General features: G+C 64.0%; 24 protein-coding genes. 5 read left to right on the top strand and 19 right to left on the bottom strand.

Annotation, left to right across the window (positions count from 1 at the left end; translation table 11 throughout):
• Window positions 1-104: 104 nt before the first annotated feature.
• From SALMUC_RS15590 to SALMUC_RS15530, 13 genes are all read right to left on the bottom strand, one after another.
• Window positions 105-371, bottom strand: a complete 267-nt coding sequence (locus tag SALMUC_RS15590; RefSeq protein WP_020042558.1) for a hypothetical protein — start codon at window positions 369-371, stop codon at window positions 105-107.
• A 2-nt stretch (window positions 372-373) separates the two neighbouring features.
• On the bottom strand, window positions 374-2,359 hold the full coding sequence (locus SALMUC_RS15585) for a conjugal transfer protein TraG (protein WP_020042557.1): 1,986 nt from the start codon (window positions 2,357-2,359) through the stop codon (window positions 374-376).
• Between the two features lie 27 nt (window positions 2,360-2,386).
• Complete coding sequence (locus SALMUC_RS15580; protein WP_021120490.1) at window positions 2,387-4,141, bottom strand: relaxase/mobilization nuclease domain-containing protein; 1,755 nt, start codon at window positions 4,139-4,141, stop codon at window positions 2,387-2,389.
• Window positions 4,142-4,384: 243 nt separating this feature from the next.
• Complete coding sequence (locus SALMUC_RS15575; RefSeq protein ID WP_020042555.1) at window positions 4,385-5,095, bottom strand: lytic transglycosylase domain-containing protein; 711 nt, start codon at window positions 5,093-5,095, stop codon at window positions 4,385-4,387.
• A 56-nt stretch (window positions 5,096-5,151) separates the two neighbouring features.
• Window positions 5,152-5,487, bottom strand: coding sequence for a DUF736 domain-containing protein (locus tag SALMUC_RS15570; RefSeq protein ID WP_020042554.1), 336 nt, complete (start codon window positions 5,485-5,487; stop codon window positions 5,152-5,154).
• A gap of 67 nt (window positions 5,488-5,554) precedes the next feature.
• Window positions 5,555-6,097: a S26 family signal peptidase gene (locus SALMUC_RS15565; protein WP_020042553.1), complete on the bottom strand. Its 543-nt coding sequence runs from the start codon at window positions 6,095-6,097 to the stop codon at window positions 5,555-5,557.
• Complete coding sequence (locus SALMUC_RS15560; RefSeq protein WP_051155920.1) at window positions 6,094-6,615, bottom strand: DUF2840 domain-containing protein; 522 nt, start codon at window positions 6,613-6,615, stop codon at window positions 6,094-6,096. The genes SALMUC_RS15565 and SALMUC_RS15560 overlap by 4 nt, the downstream gene beginning before the upstream one ends.
• Window positions 6,615-7,787 (bottom strand): replication initiator protein A, encoded by a 1,173-nt coding sequence (locus SALMUC_RS15555; RefSeq protein WP_021120487.1) that lies wholly within the window; start codon window positions 7,785-7,787, stop codon window positions 6,615-6,617. Before SALMUC_RS15555 ends, SALMUC_RS15560 begins: the two co-directional genes overlap by 1 nt.
• 18 nt (window positions 7,788-7,805) lie before the next feature.
• Complete coding sequence (locus SALMUC_RS15550) at window positions 7,806-8,087, bottom strand: helix-turn-helix transcriptional regulator (protein ID WP_009573772.1); 282 nt, start codon at window positions 8,085-8,087, stop codon at window positions 7,806-7,808.
• Between the two features lie 137 nt (window positions 8,088-8,224).
• Entirely contained in the window at window positions 8,225-8,734 is a 510-nt protein-coding gene (locus SALMUC_RS15545; RefSeq protein WP_020042550.1) for a DUF2285 domain-containing protein, read from the bottom strand.
• On the bottom strand, window positions 8,676-8,999 hold the full coding sequence (locus tag SALMUC_RS31855) for a transcriptional regulator domain-containing protein (RefSeq protein ID WP_425414306.1): 324 nt from the start codon (window positions 8,997-8,999) through the stop codon (window positions 8,676-8,678). The genes SALMUC_RS15545 and SALMUC_RS31855 overlap by 59 nt, the downstream gene beginning before the upstream one ends.
• 106 nt (window positions 9,000-9,105) lie before the next feature.
• Window positions 9,106-9,375: a DNA -binding domain-containing protein gene (locus tag SALMUC_RS15535; RefSeq protein WP_020042548.1), complete on the bottom strand. Its 270-nt coding sequence runs from the start codon at window positions 9,373-9,375 to the stop codon at window positions 9,106-9,108.
• Window positions 9,376-9,474: 99 nt separating this feature from the next.
• Window positions 9,475-9,723 carry a helix-turn-helix domain-containing protein gene (locus SALMUC_RS15530; RefSeq protein ID WP_021120486.1) on the bottom strand — a complete coding sequence of 83 codons (249 nt, stop codon included), beginning with the start codon at window positions 9,721-9,723 and terminating at the stop codon, window positions 9,475-9,477.
• Between the two features lie 296 nt (window positions 9,724-10,019).
• Between SALMUC_RS15530 and SALMUC_RS15525 the strand changes: the two genes are divergently transcribed.
• The gene (locus tag SALMUC_RS15525; protein ID WP_020042546.1) at window positions 10,020-10,895 is read left to right on the top strand and encodes a DMT family transporter; all 876 of its coding nucleotides are present in this window, start codon (window positions 10,020-10,022) and stop codon (window positions 10,893-10,895) included.
• Window positions 10,896-10,975: 80 nt separating this feature from the next.
• Here the strand turns inward: SALMUC_RS15525 and SALMUC_RS15520 are convergent, their stop codons facing one another.
• Genes SALMUC_RS15520 through SALMUC_RS15510 form a run of 3 tightly spaced genes read right to left on the bottom strand, consistent with a single transcriptional unit; the run spans window position 10,976 to window position 12,871 of the window.
• The gene (locus SALMUC_RS15520) at window positions 10,976-11,359 is read right to left on the bottom strand and encodes a GFA family protein (protein WP_037372026.1); all 384 of its coding nucleotides are present in this window, start codon (window positions 11,357-11,359) and stop codon (window positions 10,976-10,978) included.
• A gap of 1 nt (window position 11,360) precedes the next feature.
• The gene (locus SALMUC_RS15515) at window positions 11,361-11,954 is read right to left on the bottom strand and encodes a GNAT family N-acetyltransferase (protein ID WP_198014603.1); all 594 of its coding nucleotides are present in this window, start codon (window positions 11,952-11,954) and stop codon (window positions 11,361-11,363) included.
• Between the two features lie 32 nt (window positions 11,955-11,986).
• A complete protein-coding gene (locus SALMUC_RS15510) occupies window positions 11,987-12,871 on the bottom strand; it encodes a DMT family transporter (RefSeq protein ID WP_020042543.1) in 885 nt (294 codons plus the stop codon).
• A 195-nt stretch (window positions 12,872-13,066) separates the two neighbouring features.
• Between SALMUC_RS15510 and SALMUC_RS15505 the strand changes: the two genes are divergently transcribed.
• Window positions 13,067-13,528 (top strand): Lrp/AsnC family transcriptional regulator, encoded by a 462-nt coding sequence (locus SALMUC_RS15505; RefSeq protein ID WP_020042542.1) that lies wholly within the window; start codon window positions 13,067-13,069, stop codon window positions 13,526-13,528.
• A 166-nt stretch (window positions 13,529-13,694) separates the two neighbouring features.
• On the opposite strand, the gene SALMUC_RS15500 is transcribed toward SALMUC_RS15505, so the two are convergent.
• Window positions 13,695-14,585 carry a LysR family transcriptional regulator gene (locus SALMUC_RS15500; RefSeq protein ID WP_020042541.1) on the bottom strand — a complete coding sequence of 297 codons (891 nt, stop codon included), beginning with the start codon at window positions 14,583-14,585 and terminating at the stop codon, window positions 13,695-13,697.
• 153 nt (window positions 14,586-14,738) lie between these two features.
• Between SALMUC_RS15500 and SALMUC_RS15495 the strand changes: the two genes are divergently transcribed.
• The gene (locus SALMUC_RS15495) at window positions 14,739-15,602 is read left to right on the top strand and encodes an NmrA/HSCARG family protein (RefSeq protein WP_020042540.1); all 864 of its coding nucleotides are present in this window, start codon (window positions 14,739-14,741) and stop codon (window positions 15,600-15,602) included.
• 86 nt (window positions 15,603-15,688) lie between these two features.
• Window positions 15,689-16,162 (top strand): AtaL-like protein, encoded by a 474-nt coding sequence (locus SALMUC_RS15490; RefSeq protein ID WP_020042539.1) that lies wholly within the window; start codon window positions 15,689-15,691, stop codon window positions 16,160-16,162.
• 104 nt (window positions 16,163-16,266) lie between these two features.
• Here SALMUC_RS15490 and SALMUC_RS15485 read toward each other — a convergent pair whose 3' ends face one another.
• The gene (locus tag SALMUC_RS15485; RefSeq protein WP_020042538.1) at window positions 16,267-17,682 is read right to left on the bottom strand and encodes an MFS transporter; all 1,416 of its coding nucleotides are present in this window, start codon (window positions 17,680-17,682) and stop codon (window positions 16,267-16,269) included.
• 68 nt (window positions 17,683-17,750) lie between these two features.
• On the opposite strand from SALMUC_RS15485, the gene SALMUC_RS15480 reads away from it, so the two are divergent.
• Complete coding sequence (locus tag SALMUC_RS15480) at window positions 17,751-18,161, top strand: helix-turn-helix domain-containing protein (protein ID WP_021120483.1); 411 nt, start codon at window positions 17,751-17,753, stop codon at window positions 18,159-18,161.
• Between the two features lie 118 nt (window positions 18,162-18,279).
• On the opposite strand, the gene SALMUC_RS15475 is transcribed toward SALMUC_RS15480, so the two are convergent.
• A complete protein-coding gene (locus SALMUC_RS15475; protein ID WP_009573768.1) occupies window positions 18,280-18,603 on the bottom strand; it encodes a DUF736 domain-containing protein in 324 nt (107 codons plus the stop codon).
• Window positions 18,604-18,912: the final 309 nt, after the last annotated feature.

The raw sequence follows: 18,912 nt of genomic DNA, 5'->3' as shown, positions 1-18,912 counted from the left end.
CCCTTGAGGCCATCGCCGCTGGCTATCCGCAAGGTCGGATCGACGATCTCCTGCCGTGGAACTTCCCGCCGTCAAGCTGAACGCGCGTGGGGCGCAGCCAACGCTTACAAACGGATGAACACCGCCAGGCTTTCAACGGAGATCCCGACATCGCGTTCCAGTCGGGTGATCCGCCGGTCGATGTGATCCAGGCGCCTCGCAAGAACCGCTTCGCGCCGTTCTGCGTCATCCGGAGAGAGGAAGGATGCGATCGCGGCCTCGGCCACCATCGACTGGGATCGATCACGCCGGGCTGCGAAGTCTGACAGCATCTGCATGACCTCAGTATCGAGATAGACCGATATCTTCGTCTTCTTGCGGCTGGTGGTCATGATCAAAGCTCCATGCCGTCATCGGGATTGAGGGAGACCTGGCGCGCGACACCGCGCATCTGCTGCATGATGCGGCGATTGCGAATGGCACCGTCCTCCTCATCCTCGGGTGAGTCGAATTCAAACTCGTTCTCAATGGGGGCATGCTTGTCGGCCGACCGGGTCTGCGCCAGCTCCGGCTGAAGTCGGCGCTCTGACGCAGTCGGGTCCTCATCCTCCGATCCCGTCTCGGATACTGGCTCCAACTCGTCGTTCTGCGTTGGGACGGCCAGCCGGCTCCAGTCATCCTTCCCGGTCGCGCCTACATCCCCCAGGTCGGGCGGCAGCAAGACCCGCTCGGTGAACCGCGTATCTTCATAATACCGCGCTTTCGTCGCCCGGATCGGTGGTGTGCCGGCCACCATGACGATCTCATCGGACGGCGGCAGTTGCATGATTTCTCCGGGGGTAAGCAACGCCCGCGCGGTCTCCGATCGGGACACCATGAGATGGCTGAGCCAGGGGGCCAGACGGTGCCCGGCATAGTTCTTCATCGCCTTCATCTCGGTAGCCGTGCCGAGAGCGTCGGACACCCGCTTGGCCGTGCGCTCATCATTGGTCGCGAAGCTCACCCTGACGTGGCAATTGTCGAGGATCGAGTTGTTCGGACCATAGGCCTTCTCGATCTGGTTCAGCGACTGGGCGATGAGGAAGCTCTTCAGGCCGTAGCCCGCCATGAAGGCCAGCGCGCTCTCGAAGAAATCCAACCGACCGAGCGCCGGGAACTCATCGAGCATCAAAAGCAGCCGATGCCGATCATCCTTGCCCTGCAGATCTTCGGTCAGGCGTCGGCCGACCTGGTTGAGGATCAGTCGGATGAGCGGTTTGGTGCGATTGATGTCCGAAGGCGGGACCACGAGATACAGCGTGACGGGGCGCGTGCCCCCGACAATATCGCCGATCCGCCAGTCGCAGCGGCGCGTGACCTGTGCGACCACGGGGTCTCGATAGAGGCCAAGGAAAGACATCGCCGTCGAAAGCACACCGGAGCGTTCATTCTCGGACTTGTTGAGCAATTCACGGGCGGCACTGGCGACCACGGGATGCGGCCCCGCCTCCCCCAGGTGCGACGTCCGCATCATGGCGCGCAGCGTCGACTCTACAGGACGCCGCGGGTCGGACAGGAAGTTGGCGACACCGGCCAGCGTCTTGTCCTTCTCGGCATAAAGGACGTGCAGGATCGCCCCGACGAGCAGGCTGTGGCTGGTCTTCTCCCAGTGGTTCCGCCGCTCCAGGCTCCCCTCGGGGTCGACGAGGATGTCGGCGATGTTCTGGACATCGCGAACCTCCCACTCGCCACGGCGGACTTCCAGCAGGGGGTTGTAGGCCGAAGAGTTCGGATTGGTCGGATCGAAGAGCAGGACCCGACCGTGCCGGGCGCGGAACCCGGCGGTCAGCTGCCAGTTCTCTCCCTTGATGTCATGAACGATGGCCGAGCCGGGCCAAGTGAGAAGAGAGGGTACGACGAGCCCTACCCCCTTGCCGGATCGCGTCGGGGCGAAGCAGAGCACATGCTCCGGCCCATCGTGGCGCAGATATTCCCGCTCATAGCGGCCGAGGACCACGCCATCCGGGTCTAGAAGTCCGGCCGCTTTCACTTCGCCTTTCTCGGCCCATCGGGCAGATCCATAGGTCGCGACGTTACGGGCCTCGCGGGCGCGCCAGACCGACATGGCGATGGCTACACCGATGGCGATGAAGCCGCCAGAGGCGGCGATAATCCCGCCAGTCGCAAAGACCGGTGGCGCGTAGGCCTCGTAGAAGTACCACCACCAGAAGATTGCCGGTGGATAGTAGACGGGCGTCCCGAGCAGCACGAACCAGGGCGGGCCCAGCTGTGCCTGATAGCCGAGGCTTGCAGCCACGTATTGCGTCGCTCCCCAGGTGGTGGCCAGAACGATGAGGAAGACAATGGAGATCTGCCCCCAGAGGATCTTTGTTGCGGACATGACTGTCGCTCCTTTCCGGTGTGTTGATCAGAGGCCGAGGCCGCGCTTGCGGCCAAAGTCCCAGTCCACTCCGCTGTCCCCGCGCGCGACGCCGGTGACATCCCGGCCGAGGTGCTTTTCGAGAGACGGAGACCAGGGCACGAGCTGGAACCCGAGCGCGCCGTCAGCTCCATAGCCCTCGACCATGGCAAAACGGCCCGAAGCCAGCGCGAGACGCTGGCGATAGATGCCGCTGACGTAGTCACCCGGATCCGCCTTGTTGAACGGCAACCCGGTTTCCGCCGAGAGCTGCGCGCCAACCGCCTGCAACTCCCGGTCGCGCAAGGTTCCGAGCAGGCGCCGGGCAAAGACCACCCTGCCGTCCCGCCGCTCTCCTAGCCCTTCCGTGACCAGGTGCTCGGCCCGGAATTCAAGGGCCTCCCGGACCTCGGCACCGAAGCCCTGGTCCGACAGGGCGAGCGGGTCGCGCGCGATTGCCTGCCGGTCGAGCCAGGTGGCCCCCGACGCGGAGACCTGCGCTGCAAGGTCCAGGTCGGACCGGACCGCCAGCGCGACACGACGCTGGCCGCGCGCATCGTCATAGGTGCGGAGCTCCACGATCGAGCCCGGAGCGCTGTCGCCGGCGGCGTCGAGATGGGGCAGACGGATATGGTGGCTCCGGCCATCGACACCATCGACGACGGCATAGGCCGACCCTTTCAGCTCGTCATCGAGACCGCGCTCGACCAGACGACCGATGACGGGAACATCGAGGCTCTCCGCGGCAAGCACGTAACTCGAGGACCCGCGCTCGATCCCCCGGTCCGTCAGGGCACGATGCATTCGCTTGATGATGTCGCCACGCTCCCCCATCTCGCGCAGGACCGCCTCGGCATCATCCCTGATGTGCCACTGCGACTGTCCGATCTGGTCGGCAACGCCAAGGACTTCCAACCGGCGCAGACGCCCGACCTTCAGCTGGTGAAGCGCATCCGGCTGCCGATCCGTATCCGGCGCCATGTCAAGGATGCGCGAACGCCCCGCATCCCGCAGCAACTGTCGATCGAGCTGCGTCCAACGCTCTGCCCCGATCTGACGTTCATGCGTCCGGCGGATCTCGAGATCGCTGCGCGGGCCCAGTTCCTGGGTGATGAGATCCCGTGCCCTGTCGCGCATCCCCTCCTTGATGTAGTCCCGCGAGATCACGAGATCCGGGCCGTCGTCACGCACGCCCCGGACGATCAAATGGACATGCGGATGGGCCGTGTTCCAGTGATCGACACCGACCCAATCGAGAGACGTGCCGAGATCCTGCTCCATCCGCCCGACGAGATCGCGGGTGAAGGATTGCAGGTCGGACATGTCCGGCGCGTCGTCGGGCGAGACGATGAACCGGAAATGATGACGGTCATCGCGACACCGCTCGGCAAAGGCCCGGCCATCGGCATCCTCCGCTCCCGGCCCGAAAAGCCTGGCCTTTTCCCCGTCCCGGGTCACGCCGTCCCGGCGCAGGTAATCGAGGTGGGCTCCGAGAGGCGCGGTGTTCTTGCTGTGCCGCACCACGCGCGCCTTGACCACCGCGCCGCGCGTGCGGGCGGTAATGAGGCGGTTGGCCTGAATGCTGGCGCGCTGACCGCGCCCGAAGCGGGACCGATTGCCAGGGGTGACGCGCCCCGCTCGCGAGACGCCACCCCCGGCCTTTTTTGCCGCAGCCAGGGCCTGTGCGATGAAGGGCCGTGCCTGCTGCGCCCGTGTCGAACGGATACGTCCCGGACGGATGCGGAACTCGCGATCATCGGGCATGGGAGGCCCCCACACAGTGCGAAACATCGCAAAAGATCAGAATGTTGGACACATCTCGCACGCTGCGCGCACGCGCCATACGGTGCGGAACGCAGCAAAAACATGAACAAAAACAACCGCCCAACCGCCGTGCACCGTGCGCCCTTTTATCCTGCCATCCTTCGGTCGTGGTGCCTGCCGCCACCCCTCGCGCTCTCCATGACACGCCAGCGCACGACGGGATGCGAATTGCGTTGCCGCTGCTCATGGCCGATCCCCATCGATATTGCGGGTGACGAAGAGGCCCTCCGGCTGCAAGGCAGTGAGCGATTCCGGTGCAGCCGGGAGGAGCGAAGGGGCGTCGTCCGGTGCGCGATCGGTGGACGCGGGATCGGCAGCGGACGCGCCGTTTCCACGCGCCACCAAGATCGCCGCCTCGCGCCAGCCGAACGGACGAACGACAACGGATGCCGCGCCCGATGGCTGCTCGCCGTGCAGAATGGGCGCAAGCGAAGCGACATAGGCGCGCGTCTCGGCGGGCAGCGGACGATCCGCCAGGCGGTATTCGTCGTAGCGACCAGGACCGGCATTGTAGACCGCGAGCATCGCGGCCGCATTGCCATAGCGGTCCCACATCTCGCGCAGATAGGCCGTTCCCGCGAGGATGTTGTCACGCGGATCGAAGGGATCATGGCCTAGACCATGACGGGTGCGCAGCCCGGCCCAGGTGTCGGGCATGACCTGCATCAGCCCCATCGCACCGGCCGACGACAGCGCGCGCACATCACCCGCGCTTTCCGCCCGCATCACGGCCATGATCCATGTCGTCGGAATGCCGAAGCGCTGCGATGCCTCGGTGACCTGGGCGGCGTAGGGATGCACGGCAATTGCGTGATCGGGCGCATCGGTTTGCGCCAGAAGCGGCTGGGTGGCGGTGACCGGAAGGAAGAGGCCGGAAAGAAGAAGGAGGAGCATGCGGCGGCGGACGCCGCATCTCCCCGAAGCGGAAGGGGTGCAGGACGCGATCATCGTCAGTCCTGCTCGTCGCGTTTCTTAGGGCGGGTCCAGTGCAGCCCCCACGCCCTACCCTCCTCATCCGACTGGAACAGGCGGGCGCGGATCGGATGCTGAAAAACCGGATCATCGAGCAGGACCGAAACGAAAGCCCCTGCGGTTTCGCCGGTGTGTTTCCAGCCCGCGCCAACCTCCGGGCCCTCCTCGTCACCGAGATGGATGCGATAGGCGGGAGCTTTCTCGGTATCGACGGCGTCGGTGGGAACAAAGGTCAACTCCAGGTCGAGAGAGAGCGTACGCAGTTGTCCGGCATAGCCAGACGGGGTGCGGGTGAATTGACCGATCTGTGGCATTGGAGGCTCCTTCCTCATGCGGTGAATGGGAGGCGGGTCGCTTGCGCGCCCCGCGATGGACGCGCCGTCACCGATCCGGCGCGCGCCAGACGAGGCGGCCATCGCCACCCTCGTCGGTGAACAGTGGACTGGCCCGGCCGACCACCGCCGAGGTGGGGAACGGACCGAAGTAGCGGCCGTCGAAACTGTCAGCGACCGCCGGGTTCATCAGAAAGACCTCGCCCTCTACGATGGTGCGGCAGCCCTGCCAGACGGGAAGATCGCGACCCTGGCTGTCGCGCTCTCGCGCCTCCCCCAGGTGTCTGCCATCGACGGTGATCGCGGCCCCGTCACGGCAGACCCGTTGTCCCGGCAGCCCGATGACGTGCTTCAGGATCGGCACATCGCGACCGACATAGCCGCGCGCAACCATGAAACCGACGACGGGTTCGGGCGGCGTGACCACGACCAGATCTGGCACCGCGAGCCGATCCGTCGGCGCGATGGTGTAGAAACCAATCGGCACGCTGGCCGAGGCGTTCCAGACCAGCCGTGGCGCAGTCGGAATGCTGCCGACGATGACGTCGGCGAGCGCCGCAACCGTCACCAAGATGTAGCGGGCACGGGTCATTTTCCGATCTCCCGACGCCGGCGCCATGCGGCATGGCGTTCTGCCGTATAGGGACGCGGCGCTTCGCCCGCCTTCATCCAGTAGGCGACATGGCGCCAGTGATCGGGATCGACGTCAGCGGCATCGATGCCGAGACCCTCGATGGTATCGACATGGCGGAGGACCTTCTCGACCTTGGGCCAGCCTTCGATCTTCAACAAAATCTCGCCACCTGGGCGCACGAAGGGCAGCGTCTGATGGGCGCTCCCAGGCGCGATTGAGCGCACGATGTCGATGCGCGAGACGACGGTTCCATACTCATTCGCCGCCCAGCGAACGAAGGCGAAGACAGAACCCGGCATGAAAAAGACCACACGTCGGCTGCGGTCCAGGACCTGCTCCCCTGCCCCGTTGCCGAACCGGATCCAGAACTCGGTCCGCTTCTCCAGCCAGATCAATTCGACCCGGGTCATACCGTCGAAGCTGAGAGAGGAAGTCTCTGTCGCGGATGATTTGCCGGGTATCAGAATGACACTCATCACCGATCTCCCGGTAGATCGAGTGGAAGGCGTGCCAAGACGGGGCGACGGACCGTGTCGGAGGCGGGGCTGTCCGGGAGCGATCCGGCAGTGCCAGGCATGCTTGATGCGTCCGGTTTCTCAGCCTCTCGAAGGCTCCCGGCTGCGCTGCGGATGATGTTCTCCACACCATCCGCGCGCTCTTCAAAGTTAGAGTCTTCGTTAGATTCTAAGTTAAGGGCGCGATTTCCGCTTTGACTTCCGTGCGTTACACCCTGTTTGGGTTCCTGATAGCACGAGCCCCCGGTTCCTGATGGCACGATAGTCGGGGTTCCCGATAGCACGAGCGCATTCACAGGTTTTCCACAGCCCGGTGCGGGCTCGAAGGCCAGCAGCTTGCGGCCACCAACCTCTGTCTCGAAAAAGAGCGTGTAGCCTGGCAGCGGCTGCCGCCGGATGATGTCGCGAAGCTCGAAGGCAAACCGCTTGAAGGGCGACAGTGCCCCGGACTTCTGGTGAAGATGGTGGAAGTCGAAACGCCAGCCATCCCGCTGCCGGCCACCGTGCTTACGGACCAGGCGATACAGCCAGCGGTCAAGCCCGCCGGTCAGGTCGAAATACGCCCGGTCGATGGTGAGGATCAGCGCATTGTCGAGCACGGCCTGGTAGAACCAGTCGGGCACAATCAACTCGATGCCGTCCGGCCGCCCGTCCCTGTCGCTGCGCTCCTGCCATTCGTTGATCCAGGAGAAGCGGTGCCGGCGTCCTTCAGCCGGCTGCCGGATCGAGGTGGAGATCGTCGTCGACTGCAGGCGATCCAGCGCCGCCTTCAGGCGCTGGTAATCCCGCGCACTGGTTCCGCGACCAACATAGGTGAGAATCTCATATGGGGTGGCGGCCATCAGCCGGGAGGTGCGCAGCCCAGCGTCACGCGCCTCGACGATCTGGCTCGCCGCCCAGATCAGGATGTCGGCATCCCAGATAGTGGCCATGCCGTGATCGGGAACCGCCTCGACCCGGATGCTGACGCTGCCAGCGGCAAAGTCGATCGGTGCGACCCGTTTGGATTTGGCGAGGGAGAAAAAGGGATAGGCCATGAGGTCTTGCGCATCTCTTGGGGCGAAATCCCCGGGCAGCGCGCGGAACAGATCGAGCTGTCCACGCTCGGAACGGGGTCTGCGTCCATCGGTCATGAAGGTGTCGCCCCCAGGTCAGCGCACGAAGCGGCCGGGCTGCGGGAGGTTCGGGAGCGTGTGGCGTTTCGCTGGCAGCACCTGCCCGCGCGGGTCGGAAGTCGAGGTGACAGCGCCGCGTCCGACCCAGGCCTGCAGGTCCTCGATCGCATAGACCACACGCCCGCCCAGCTTGTGGTAGGCGGGACCGGTGCCGTAGGTCCTGTGCTTTTCCAGCGTGCGAGCGGACAGGCTGAGGAACTGCGCGGCTTCCTTGGTGCGCAGATAGCGCGGGGGAAGTTCGGTTGAGATGGCGGACATCGGGCGTCTCCCTGCTGTGTGTGGCCAGTGCCGCGAAACAGCGGCTGATGACGGTCACGATGGCGAAGCGCGTCCGGTTAGATGCAGTGGGGAGTTGGCAGGGGTAAAATCGCACACCGCGGCGCAGGATCGCCGACCTAGAGGCGGCGCTGGTGACGCAGGAGCTTGCGATAGCCGCCAGCGATCAGGTCACGCCCCTCGCGAAGGAGGCTGGAGACGGCAAAGCGGGCCGAGGAGACCTGCCACTCATCGCGGTCCAGGCGACCGGTCCGGAACAGGACCTCGGCGATCTGCTTCTGGGTCGCGCCGTGGAAGGCGGCGTCGGAGGCTTGAAGGACACGCCGCAGGCGCGCTTTCTGCTGCGCGGTCAGACGGGTGTCGCGTGGGATTGAACGACGTCGATGCTGGTCCGCCAGCAGCCGTTGGATCGCCTCGATGCGATCAAGGCCCTCAAGGCCGAGAGGAACAGTGGCCACAAGCCGACCATGGTGTTTCAAAGGAGCGACGAGATGCAGGTATGTTCCGTCCGGCAGCCTGTGGCGCAGGTGCTTACCAATGGGGGATGCCCTGCCCTTCGAGGCGGCTTTCTCATCGCCGGGGGCGTCTGCCTCTTCCGCGAGTGCCTCGGGGGCGACCGCGAGGATCACAGCGCTGGTATCGATTTCGGGGCGCCAGAATATCTCTGCGACAGTCGCGCTCAGACCTGGGCGAACCGGGAAAGCACAGACCCCATCGATGGCCGACCTGTTCACTCAGGTCAGCCCTCTCAGGTGGTCCCCCTGCAAGCTCTGCATAGTCATGTTGATATTCGGGATTGCGACGCAGGCATTCCCAGCCGAGTTCCGGCGCGGCCAGATCATCGAGATAGTCATAGGCCGCCTGGTTACGCCAGTTCGAGCGGTCGGGTTGCATGGCATCGCTTCTCCCTTGGGTTGATCGCAAAAAAGGATTCCGAGAGATCGATCACTTGGGAAGTCCGCCGCAAGGCATCAGGTGATGCGCGCAGCGCATCACCTTCTCAGGCGGTTCGCCCCGCCGCCAACTGCCGATACCCTTCCGAGCTCAACCAGCGCGCGCGTTCAAGATGTGCGTCATGAACGAGGCGCACCCGCTCCGGCTCTTTCTGCACATCGAGACCCAGAATGATTTGCGCGGCCTCCTGCCAGCTCGCGCCCTCGCCTGCAGCATCGAGCAAACGCATATACTGCGTCATGTGACGACGGTCATACTCCGTCACCACGTCCCCCTGCGGAGGCACATCCTGCAAGCTGCTGATCGTCACGCGCATCCCCACTGCGGCTTCTGCACATTCCTAGCACAGAAGGTTGACGTTTTCGTGAGCACGGCAATAGCGCAATTCCGTTCACGGCGAAACCTGCCGGAACAGTCAGCTCTTAGCGACGGCTTTCGCCTGCACATGCATCACTCCAATCCCCTGGTCGGAGTTCAGGAGCAGAATGCCATTCGCCTCGAAAGCCCGTCGGACTTGGTCGCGCGTGGTCTCGTAGACCTCGAGCCCGCTTTCGGACTCGAGGCGCTTGAGCGCGGTCAAAGATACCCGGGCCTCATCCGCAAGCTGCTCCTGTGTCCAACCAAGAAGCGCCCGCGCGGCCCGTGATTGTCGGGCGGTGATCATGCAGATCACCTCCCATCCGGCCCGGCGCGCACGCCAGAACTACGACTATTATAGTCGCATTTCTGGGCTGAACCAAGCTAATTGAGGCGAGATATCAACGGGAAGACCGGAACACGGAAAAACTGATCCGTTCGCGCTTAGATGGTAAAGGCACGCGAAAGTGGCGGGTTGCACTCTTTTAGAACAGCTCTAAGGTGGGCGCCAAACACAAGCGCCTTGATGCGCTTTTACGCAAGCCCAACATCCCAAAAATCAAATCGGCGATGTAGCCAGCATTTTGACAAGGGGCTTTCGACATGCACAACACAATTCCCCGTCAGGCAAACAGCGCAACGATCGGCCTCGCGCTCATGGCATCGGCGTCATTGATCGTCCCGATTGTGGACGGCATCGCGAAGCTGCTGGGAGAGACGCTGTCGCCCCTGCTGGTCGCTTGGGCAAGATATGCAGCGGCAACACTTGTGGTCTTGCCGATCGCCGTCGCGATGAGGGGCCGAAGGATCCTTCCACGACTGGGCCTTGCCATGCAGTTCTTGCGGACGCTTTGCCTGGTCATCGCGATGACCCTCTTCTTCGTCTCATTACAATGGACGACCCTCGCCTCCGCCATTGCGGCCTACTTTTCCGGGCCCATCGTCGCCATGCTGCTGTCGGTTCTGTTCCTCAATGAACGGCTGACCATCGCGAAAGGCACGAGCCTTGTCCTTGCGGTCTTCGGCGCCTTGATCGTGCTGCAACCGTTCGGCGGTGGCAGTTTGGGCGCAGGCATCGCTCTCTTGGCCGGATGCTTTCATGGCGTCTACCTCGTCGTCACCAAGCTCTCCGCGTCCCGCAGCGACTCCCTTCAGACGCTGTGCTTTCAATGCCTTGTCGGAACGCTTCTGCTCAGCCCGCAAGCGGCCCTCACATTCGAAGTACCTTCCGTTGACCTGCTTTGGTTGATCCTGTCCATGGGGGCTATCTCCGCCCTCGCCCACTTCCTAACCATTCAGGCCTTCCGTTATGCAGAGGCCAGCAGCTTGTCTCCGCTGGTCTATCTGGAACTCGTTGGCGCGATCGCATTCGGTGCCGCGGTTTTCGGCGATCTTCCCGGCCCAGCAACACTCATCGGCGGCACCCTAATCGCACTGTCAGGCCTAGTGTTGCACAGATCGGAAACGGCGCGCAATTGACGAGATCGCGCGCGGACTTCGGGGGCCTGCGCCCTGATGGTCAGCGCCACGACACGCCGGCGCGTCGCAATTGGCAAGGGTCACCCTTCCTCGAAGGAGTCCCCATCGGCAGGGACAGGGTAATAGTCCCCCTTGCTGGCGACATAGATGTGCTTGCCGATGCGCAGTCCATTGGTGACATCCAGGCACCCCGCCGCGATCCCGATCCCGCGTTCACCGTTCATGCGGTAGAATAGGCTGGCACCACATTTGGCGCAGAACCCGCGTTTTGCCGTCTCGGACGAGACATACCACCGAAGCCCTGAATCTTGCGTGAAGGTCAAGTCGTCGAACGCAGCATGTGTCGAGGCCCAAAGATGCCCACTGGTGCGGCGGCACTGACTGCAATGGCAGACGGTGACAGTATCCCGAACGTGTTTCACCTCGAAGGCCACCGCACCGCATTCACATCTGCCCGTCAGCATTTCAATCCTCCCGGTCATCGCCAAGCGCCTTTCTCATGATCGGCCGCGTGTCGGATCGCCGGGCGACCTCGGCAAACCCTGCCTGTCTGAACGTTCCCAAGAACCCCGTCCAGGCATAGACCGACGGAAATTTCTGGCGCGGCGTGTCGATTGGGTAGCCTTCGACAATGGCTGCGCCGCGGCTGTGCGCCCAGTCCACGGCCGCGTTCAGAAGTTTGAGCGAGAGGCCCGTGCGCCTGAACCGTTTGTCGATAAAAAAACAGGAAACCGACCAGACATCCAATTCATCCACTGGCTTGAGTACCCGCGACGAGGCGAGACGCGGAAACGCGGCCCTGCGATCAATCTGGATCCAGCCAATGACGTCCGTGCCCGCCTTGGCGACAAGCCCGGGGGCCTCGCCCTGATCGAACAGTGCCTTCATCGCTTGTCGGTTTCCTTCGCCTTTTCCGGCCTCCATCTCCTTGGCTGTACGCCGCCACAACATGCACCAGCAGCCGCCGCAGCCCCCTTTCTCACCCATGAGGGCTTCGAAATCAGCCCAGATTGCGGGCTGGATCTCTATCGCTTTTGCGGTTTCGGTAGATGAGACCACGTCCGCACTCCATTTTCCTTCATCTCAGCATTCTATGAACCGGCTTGCCTCTGTTCACGCAGGATGGTGAAGACACCGCTCGCAATAATGATCGCCGCGCCGAGAAATGTCATCGCGTCCGGGCTCTCGCGCCAGATGAGCCAGCCGAAGAGCGTGGCCCATAGGAGCGCGGTGTAATCCAGCGGCGCCACCACGACCGCAGGGGCGAGGCGGAAAGCCTGTGTCATCATCGTCATCCCGGCGGTGCCGAACAAGGCAATGCCGGCGAACAGCCACAGGTCACCCAATCTGACGGGAACCCAGACGAACGGCACGATCAGCGCACTCAGCAACGCACCCGCCCCGGTCAGATACACGAGCAGGGTCCACACGCTTTCGCGGGGATCGACCCAACGGGCGCTCAGCATCAAAAGGGCATAGACGAGTGCCGTCGCGACGGGGAGCAGATGGATCAGTTGAAACGCGGCTCCCCCCGGGCGGATGATCACGAGAACCCCGAGAAACCCCGCCAGTACGGCCAGCCAGCGTCGCCAACCGACCTCCTCCGCCAGGAAAACGGCCGAGATCAGGGTGATGAAGAAGGGGGCGACGAAAATCAACGCGGTGGCTTCGGCCAGCGCGAGGTAGATGAAACTGGTGAAAAACATCATCGTGGCACCGACCCAAAGCGCACCACGCAGCAGGTGCGCAACGGGCCGGTGCGAGCGCAGTGCCGACGGGCCGCCCATGAACAGCGCGATGACTATGGTGATCGGCAGGGCGATCACGTTGCGCAGGAACAGGATCTGCAGCGGCGAATAGCCGGCGGTCAATGTCTTCGCAATCGCGTCATTAGCGCTCAGACAGGCCACCCCCACACACATCAGTAGGATGCCTTGCGTGTAGAACCCCTGCGCACCGGACGCCGTATTACTCATTGTCATCCTCCCCGGCAGTGCCTGCCCCTGCGAAAACGCCGTCCCATCGCAGGCTTTCAGCCGGCTGTCTGCGTGGACCAAACGATCCGAAGGATATTCTATGCAAGATTTCGGGAATTCTTTTTGCTTTATTGCTACAAATCTCACGAGAACCAGCATGATGCAGCTACCCGACGCAAAAAGGAGGAATGAACCATGCACGAGATTGACGAGGTGGACCGGCGCATCTTGCGCGTCATGCAGGCGGATGGAGCGCTTTCGGTCACGGACATCGCGGACCGGATCGGGCTCTCTCAGTCGCCGTGTTCGCGGCGCGTTTCCCGGCTCACCGAACAAGGGATCATTCTTGGCAAGACGGTGATCCTCGACCGGAAAAAGCTAGGCTTCAACGCGATTGTCCTGGTGCGGATCAAACTGACGTCGCACGGTCGCAAGTCGTTTGAGAAGTTCCAGCAGGCCGTGTTGCGCATTCCAGAGGTTCAGGTCGTTCAACTCATGCTCGGCGATTACGATTTCAACGTCCGCGTTGTGGTGCGCGACATGGATCATTTCCACGCCCTTCTACGCGATCAGATCGTCTTGCTCCCCGGAGTGCACGAAATCCAGAGCTCCGTACTACTGGATGAACTCAAGTACACGACCCAGCTTCCGCTCTGAATGTAAGCCTTCCATTGGCAACGAGCGTGAAACGTCGCGAGACTGCTGACATGCGCATACTGGCGCGTGCACTAGACGTGGAATAACCTGAACGGCCAAGGCAGTTCACGCCCGACACCGATGATAGGCAAGTCCTGCGCGCGCCGTGGATCGCTGCCGATGCAGGTTACCGGTCGATGTAAGCCGCGAGCTCCTCGGGCTTGCCCTCGGGGAAAGCCCGCTTGAGCATGTCGAGAAAGGCCGAGACCCGGGCACTGAGAAGGCGGCGCGACGGGTAGAGCGCCCAGAGCGCGATGTCGGGCGCGTCCACGTCGCCCCACTTTACCAGCCTCCCCTCGGCGATGTCGCGGCTGACCAGGGAGATGGGCAGGCGCCCGGCTCCGACACCGGCGCGCACCGCATCACGCACCATGATCAACGAGGCCAGGCCAAGGACCGGCTCGATCTCGACCGACCGTGTCCCGTCGGGGCCCTTAAGCCGCCAAAGGGCGCGGTCCGCGGTCGACCGGACCACCGCTGGCACAGTTGTGTCCGCCTCCGGTCGGGCCAGATCCGGAGGAGCCACGACAACCAGACGATCCCGCAGGAACGCCCGCCCGACGAGACTTTCATCCGGCGCGGGGTTGACCCGGATGACCAGATCGACGCCTTCCTCGATCATGTCGACGGCGCGGTCTTCGGTCGTAACCTCCAGTCGCACCTCCGGGTAGGCCAGCGCGAAATCGGCGGCGATCCGGCCCATGGCGGTCTGCGAGAACAGCAGCGGCGCGCTGATGCGCAACGTCCCGCGCGGCCTCTCGCCGCCCGAGGCCACCGCCACCGTCGCCTCTTCCATCTCAAGAAGAAGGCGGCTGGTCCGCGCGTAGAGGGCACGCCCTTCTTCGGTCAGCTTCAGCAGTCTCCCGCCCCGTTCGAACAGACGTAGGTCCAGCGCCGCCTCAAGCTCGGCCACCCGGCGCGACAGCGTGGCCTTGGGCCGCCCCGCGGCGCGGGCCGCGCGCCCGAAGCCTTCGTGACGTGCCACGAGGGTGAAATCGGCAAGGGCAAGAAGGTCCATTGGTCAGATCCCCGCTGCAGTCGAGTGGTGCGCATACTGTCTCATGAGCGAGGCGGTGTGTCCATATTCACCACCTACTCTCACGAAAGTGAAACAGTACATTCCGTCTTGTTTAAACGACGAACCACACAACCAAAGAAACAGGAGCTTCCCATGACCATTCTCGTAACCGGCGCCACCGGAAATGTCGGTCGCAATGTCGTCGATCACCTCGTCCAGCGCGGCGCCGATGTCCGCGCCCTCGTCCGCGATCCGGCCAAGGCCGACTTTCCCGCCAGCGTCGACATCGCCAAGGGCGATTTTCTCGACGTCGACTCCCTGCGCACCGCCTTCTCCGGCGTGTCCACCCTCTTCCTGCTGAACGGCGTTGTCGCAGACGAGTTCACCCAGGCCCTCGTTGCCCTGGCGGTCGCCCGCGAGGCCGGGATCGAGCGGATCGTTTACCTCTCGGTCATTCACAGCGACCTCTACGTGAATGTGCCGCATTTCGCCGGCAAGTACGGGGTCGAGCGGATGATCGAAGAAATGGAGATGCATGCCACAATCCTGCGCCCCGCTTACTTCATGGACAACGAGGTCACCATCAAGGACGCCATCGCCAGCTATGGCATCTATCCGATGCCGCTCGGCGACAAAGGCCTCGCGATGATCGACGCCCGCGATATCGGCGAAATCGCGGCCATCGAGTTGATCCGGCGTGAAGAGGCCCCGGCACCGCTACCGACGGCCCGGCTCAACCTGGTCGGCCCCGACACGATCACCGGCGCCGAAACGGCGGCGATTTGGTCGGAAGTTCTGGGCCGCCCCATCGCCTATCCGGGCGACGACACCGCCGGGCTGGAACAGACCTTGCGGCAGGTCATGCCCTCGTGGATGGCGCTCGACATGCGGCTGATGGCCGAACGCTTCGTGTCCGATGGCATGGTGCCCGAGGACGGCGATGTCGCGCAGCTGGAAACACTGCTTGGGCGCCCGCTGCGCAGCTACCGCGACTACGCCGCCCAGATCGCAGGCTGATCCGGATTTTCCCAAGCGGGGACCACGTGCCCCCTCCTCCACCATTGCGGGCCCTGTGCCCCTACCCACACGAAAGGACCAACCTCATGATCTATTCGACCGCCACCGTGCCCGTGAACCCCGAAGGCAAGGCAAAGCTCACCCTCGACCAGGTCTGGGCGGGGCTGGAACTGAAAGCGCGTGACGCCCGCGAATTCCTGCCCGCAGGACTTTGCACCCGCTGCGACGTGACCGAGGAAAGCGCCACGCATTTCGTTCGCGACGCCACCATCGGTGGCAAGGATCTGCGCGAGATCATCGTCCTGGAGCCCCGTCGCATGGTCACCTTCTTCCAGGCCACCGGCCCGCGCGAAGGCGCCATCGTCAACGAGATCGTCACCGACGACACGGGCGCACTGCATCTGCGGTTCTACTGCTATCTCGGCCTGCGCGACGCCGTGCCGAACGGCCCCGACGAACAGGCTGAGCAGGCGCAGTTCGACAGCGACCAAGGCTACAAAGCTGCCCTTCTGTCGACGCTGGAGCGCACTCGCGCGCTGGTGGCCGAAGCTCGGCTTTGACGGCGGGGCGGGTCCGAGATGAGGACCCTCCCTGAACCCGTTCTCTCCTACGGCGTCCAACGGCACACACCAAGGTCGCAAGATGGGCGCGTTCCGTTTGCTCTTCACGCTGGGTCCGCCGCCGCTCGCGGCCGCCCGGAGTGGCTCCATAGCGCCAGGCACAGGGCGATCAGGGCCAGGGCAGCGGCGGCGGAGAAGGTCATCGAGAAGGCACGGGAGACATCCGCGACCGGCGCCTCCGCCGCGTCGCCCGTCCCCATGACGGCGACGAACAGGGTCGACATCGCGGAGGCGCCTGTCATCAGGCCAAGATTGCGTGACAGGCCGAGCAGGCCCGAAAGCCGCCCCCGCTGCTCCTTCGAGGCACCCGACATAACCGCGGTGTTGTTGGCGGCCAGGAACATCTGAAAGGCCGGGGTCAACACGATCAGCGCCGCGATATATCCGTCGACGCCGAACTGGCGCGGCAGAAAGGCAAGGCAGAGCAGCCCGAACATGGTCTGCACCAGCCCCGCAAGCATCACGCGCCGCGCGCCGAAACGGTCGGTCAGCCACCCCGAGGGCACCCCGGAGAATGCCGCGACAACCGGCCCGACGGACAGGACTATACCAACCACGGCATCTCCCAGGCCAAGGGAGAACGTCAGGAAGAACGGGCCGACGACCAGCGTCGCCATCATGACGGTGCCAACCAGGATGTTCATGGCAACCCCTGCCCCTGTCTTCCTGTCCATGAGGGCAGCCATTGGCACAAGCGGCGTGCTCACGCGGGCTTCTACCATCACGAAGCACGCCGTCGCGGCCAGTGCCACCACCACGAGTACGGCCTGCGAGACAGGGACGCCTGTGGCGCCGCCGCTCGTGACGAGGGAGTAGGCCCCCAGCGCGACAATCAGCAGGGCGGTCCCCGGCAGGTCCAGCGACAGGAACGACGCCCGGGCCGGCAGGCCGTCACGCCGGATGGCGAGAACAGCGAGAACCAGAGTCAGCCCGGCGACCCCGGCGAGGAGCCAAAAAGCCGTCCGCCAGTCGCTCCAGGCGAGCACGAGCCCGCCGAGCGAAGGCCCGAGCGCGGTTCCGGTAGCCGAGGTCGTTCCCAGAAGTCCCATGGCCTTGCCGAGTTGCCTGGAAGGCACGAGATCGCGCGCGATCGACATCGTGAGCGCGATCAGGATCGCCCCGCCCACCCCCTGAAGAGCCCGCCCGAGGATCAGCAGCGAGAGGTTCGGCGCGGTCGCGCAGAGGACCGACGCGGCCATGAAGACGATCAGACCGGCGATCATGACCCGGCGATGGCCGAACAGATCGCCAAGCCGCCCGACCGAGACGATGGTGACCGTCACCGCCATGAGATAGGCCAGCACGACCCATTGGGCTTCCGAGACGGTGACATCGAAGCGTCGGGTCAGTGTCGGCAGCAGCACCGAGGCGACGCTGATCCCAAGTGAAGCGGTCAGCGAGGAAGCTGCGAGGGCTACCAGGATCGGAAGCGGCGCACGCGCCTCGTTCGTATGGGTCATGGTCGGATCTCTTGCGTTGACGATTGGCGGAGGCTACCCTGCCACTTCAAGTCAACTTGAGGTCAAGCGTGAAACGGGTCGATATCGGGGTCCTGTCGGAGAAGAGCGGCGTCTCGCCCTCGACGCTGCGCTATTACGAGGAAATCGGCCTGATCCAATCGGTCGGGCGGCATGGGTTGCGGCGGCAGTTCGATGCGCAGACTGCCACGCAACTTGCGCTGATCTCATTGGGGAAAATGGCCGGATTCTCGCTGGAGGATATCAAGGGGATGTTCGCCAAAGACGGCTCACCTCGATTGCCGCGCGCCGAGTTGCACCTGCGCGCCGATGCGCTCGACCAGCAGATCCGCGACCTCTCGCGGTTGCGCGACGCCCTGCATCATGTAGCGGATTGCCCGGCCGAAACACATATGGAGTGCCCGAAGTTCAAACGCCTTATGAACTTTGCCGCCCGTACGAACACCAGACACAAAGTGTAAGAGCGTCCCGCCGAACAACTTGGCCTATCAGTCGGCACAAGGCCAACGTCATGACCCGTTTCGGCCTTCAGATTGCTGAGTGAGGCCCCGGCCTTTCGACCGGGGCCTCGCGACGGCGTTATTCACCGCGGCGACCGTTGGGGCGGGACCAGATCAGCGCGTAGCTCTCGCCGTCCTCGTCGTCGAAGAGGTTGGCGTAGATCGGGGCGGTAAAGCTCGGATCGTCGAGTTTGAGGCCCAGATAGTCGCGACCCTCGCCCGAGCGCTTGGACCAGGCGGCGCCGATCTCGGCGCGGCCAACCAGGACGCGGTGGCTGGGGGCGTTCTCGCCGGTGGCGCGGGTGTCGGGAACGATGCGCACGCCCTGGACCTGGACGCTGAGGGTGACGATTTCGCCGGTGAATTCGTTGCCGGTCTTCTTGAAGGTGCCGATGGTAGCCATTTTAAGTCTCCGTTTTCCGTTTCCGGGTCCGCACCATTGCGGCCCGATGGCGATCGACAGGCCGGAGACGACCGACGGCGCACCCCCGGCGTGCCGGGGGCCGGACAGCAAAGGCAGAACTTTCTTGTTTCGCGCGGAATGGGCGCAGCCCAGGGGAAGAAAGTAATGGCGGCGCTGTTGCGCCAAGCCGGTCGAGGCACAACCGGTCTTCGGCCAGATCAGGCCATTGAAAGGGCCGTTTGGAGCGGACATGGCTCGGGTCAGAACGGAGACGATGGCGATCGCGGATGCCCGCCAGCCTGACCGGCT

Source organism: Salipiger mucosus DSM 16094, assembly GCF_000442255.1.
Lineage (GTDB): Bacteria > Pseudomonadota > Alphaproteobacteria > Rhodobacterales > Rhodobacteraceae > Salipiger > Salipiger mucosus.
Note: the sequence above shows the minus strand (reverse complement) of the source record. Positions and strands in the feature narration are given on the sequence as shown.

Coding starts and splice junctions, on each gene's coding strand:
- SALMUC_RS15590 (WP_020042558.1), bottom strand. CDS start 371: ATGACCACCAGCCGCAAGAAGACGAAGATATCGGTCTATCTCGATACT.
- SALMUC_RS15585 (WP_020042557.1), bottom strand. CDS start 2,359: ATGTCCGCAACAAAGATCCTCTGGGGGCAGATCTCCATTGTCTTCCTC.
- SALMUC_RS15580 (WP_021120490.1), bottom strand. CDS start 4,141: ATGCCCGATGATCGCGAGTTCCGCATCCGTCCGGGACGTATCCGTTCG.
- SALMUC_RS15575 (WP_020042555.1), bottom strand. CDS start 5,095: ATGCTCCTCCTTCTTCTTTCCGGCCTCTTCCTTCCGGTCACCGCCACC.
- SALMUC_RS15570 (WP_020042554.1), bottom strand. CDS start 5,487: ATGCCACAGATCGGTCAATTCACCCGCACCCCGTCTGGCTATGCCGGA.
- SALMUC_RS15565 (WP_020042553.1), bottom strand. CDS start 6,097: ATGACCCGTGCCCGCTACATCTTGGTGACGGTTGCGGCGCTCGCCGAC.
- SALMUC_RS15560 (WP_051155920.1), bottom strand. CDS start 6,615: ATGAGTGTCATTCTGATACCCGGCAAATCATCCGCGACAGAGACTTCC.
- SALMUC_RS15555 (WP_021120487.1), bottom strand. CDS start 7,787: ATGACCGATGGACGCAGACCCCGTTCCGAGCGTGGACAGCTCGATCTG.
- SALMUC_RS15550 (WP_009573772.1), bottom strand. CDS start 8,087: ATGTCCGCCATCTCAACCGAACTTCCCCCGCGCTATCTGCGCACCAAG.
- SALMUC_RS31855 (WP_425414306.1), bottom strand. CDS start 8,999: ATGCAACCCGACCGCTCGAACTGGCGTAACCAGGCGGCCTATGACTAT.
- SALMUC_RS15535 (WP_020042548.1), bottom strand. CDS start 9,375: ATGCGCGTGACGATCAGCAGCTTGCAGGATGTGCCTCCGCAGGGGGAC.
- SALMUC_RS15530 (WP_021120486.1), bottom strand. CDS start 9,723: ATGATCACCGCCCGACAATCACGGGCCGCGCGGGCGCTTCTTGGTTGG.
- SALMUC_RS15525 (WP_020042546.1), top strand. CDS start 10,020: ATGCACAACACAATTCCCCGTCAGGCAAACAGCGCAACGATCGGCCTC.
- SALMUC_RS15520 (WP_037372026.1), bottom strand. CDS start 11,359: ATGCTGACGGGCAGATGTGAATGCGGTGCGGTGGCCTTCGAGGTGAAA.
- SALMUC_RS15510 (WP_020042543.1), bottom strand. CDS start 12,871: ATGAGTAATACGGCGTCCGGTGCGCAGGGGTTCTACACGCAAGGCATC.
- SALMUC_RS15505 (WP_020042542.1), top strand. CDS start 13,067: ATGCACGAGATTGACGAGGTGGACCGGCGCATCTTGCGCGTCATGCAG.
- SALMUC_RS15500 (WP_020042541.1), bottom strand. CDS start 14,585: ATGGACCTTCTTGCCCTTGCCGATTTCACCCTCGTGGCACGTCACGAA.
- SALMUC_RS15495 (WP_020042540.1), top strand. CDS start 14,739: ATGACCATTCTCGTAACCGGCGCCACCGGAAATGTCGGTCGCAATGTC.
- SALMUC_RS15490 (WP_020042539.1), top strand. CDS start 15,689: ATGATCTATTCGACCGCCACCGTGCCCGTGAACCCCGAAGGCAAGGCA.
- SALMUC_RS15485 (WP_020042538.1), bottom strand. CDS start 17,682: ATGACCCATACGAACGAGGCGCGTGCGCCGCTTCCGATCCTGGTAGCC.
- SALMUC_RS15475 (WP_009573768.1), bottom strand. CDS start 18,603: ATGGCTACCATCGGCACCTTCAAGAAGACCGGCAACGAATTCACCGGC.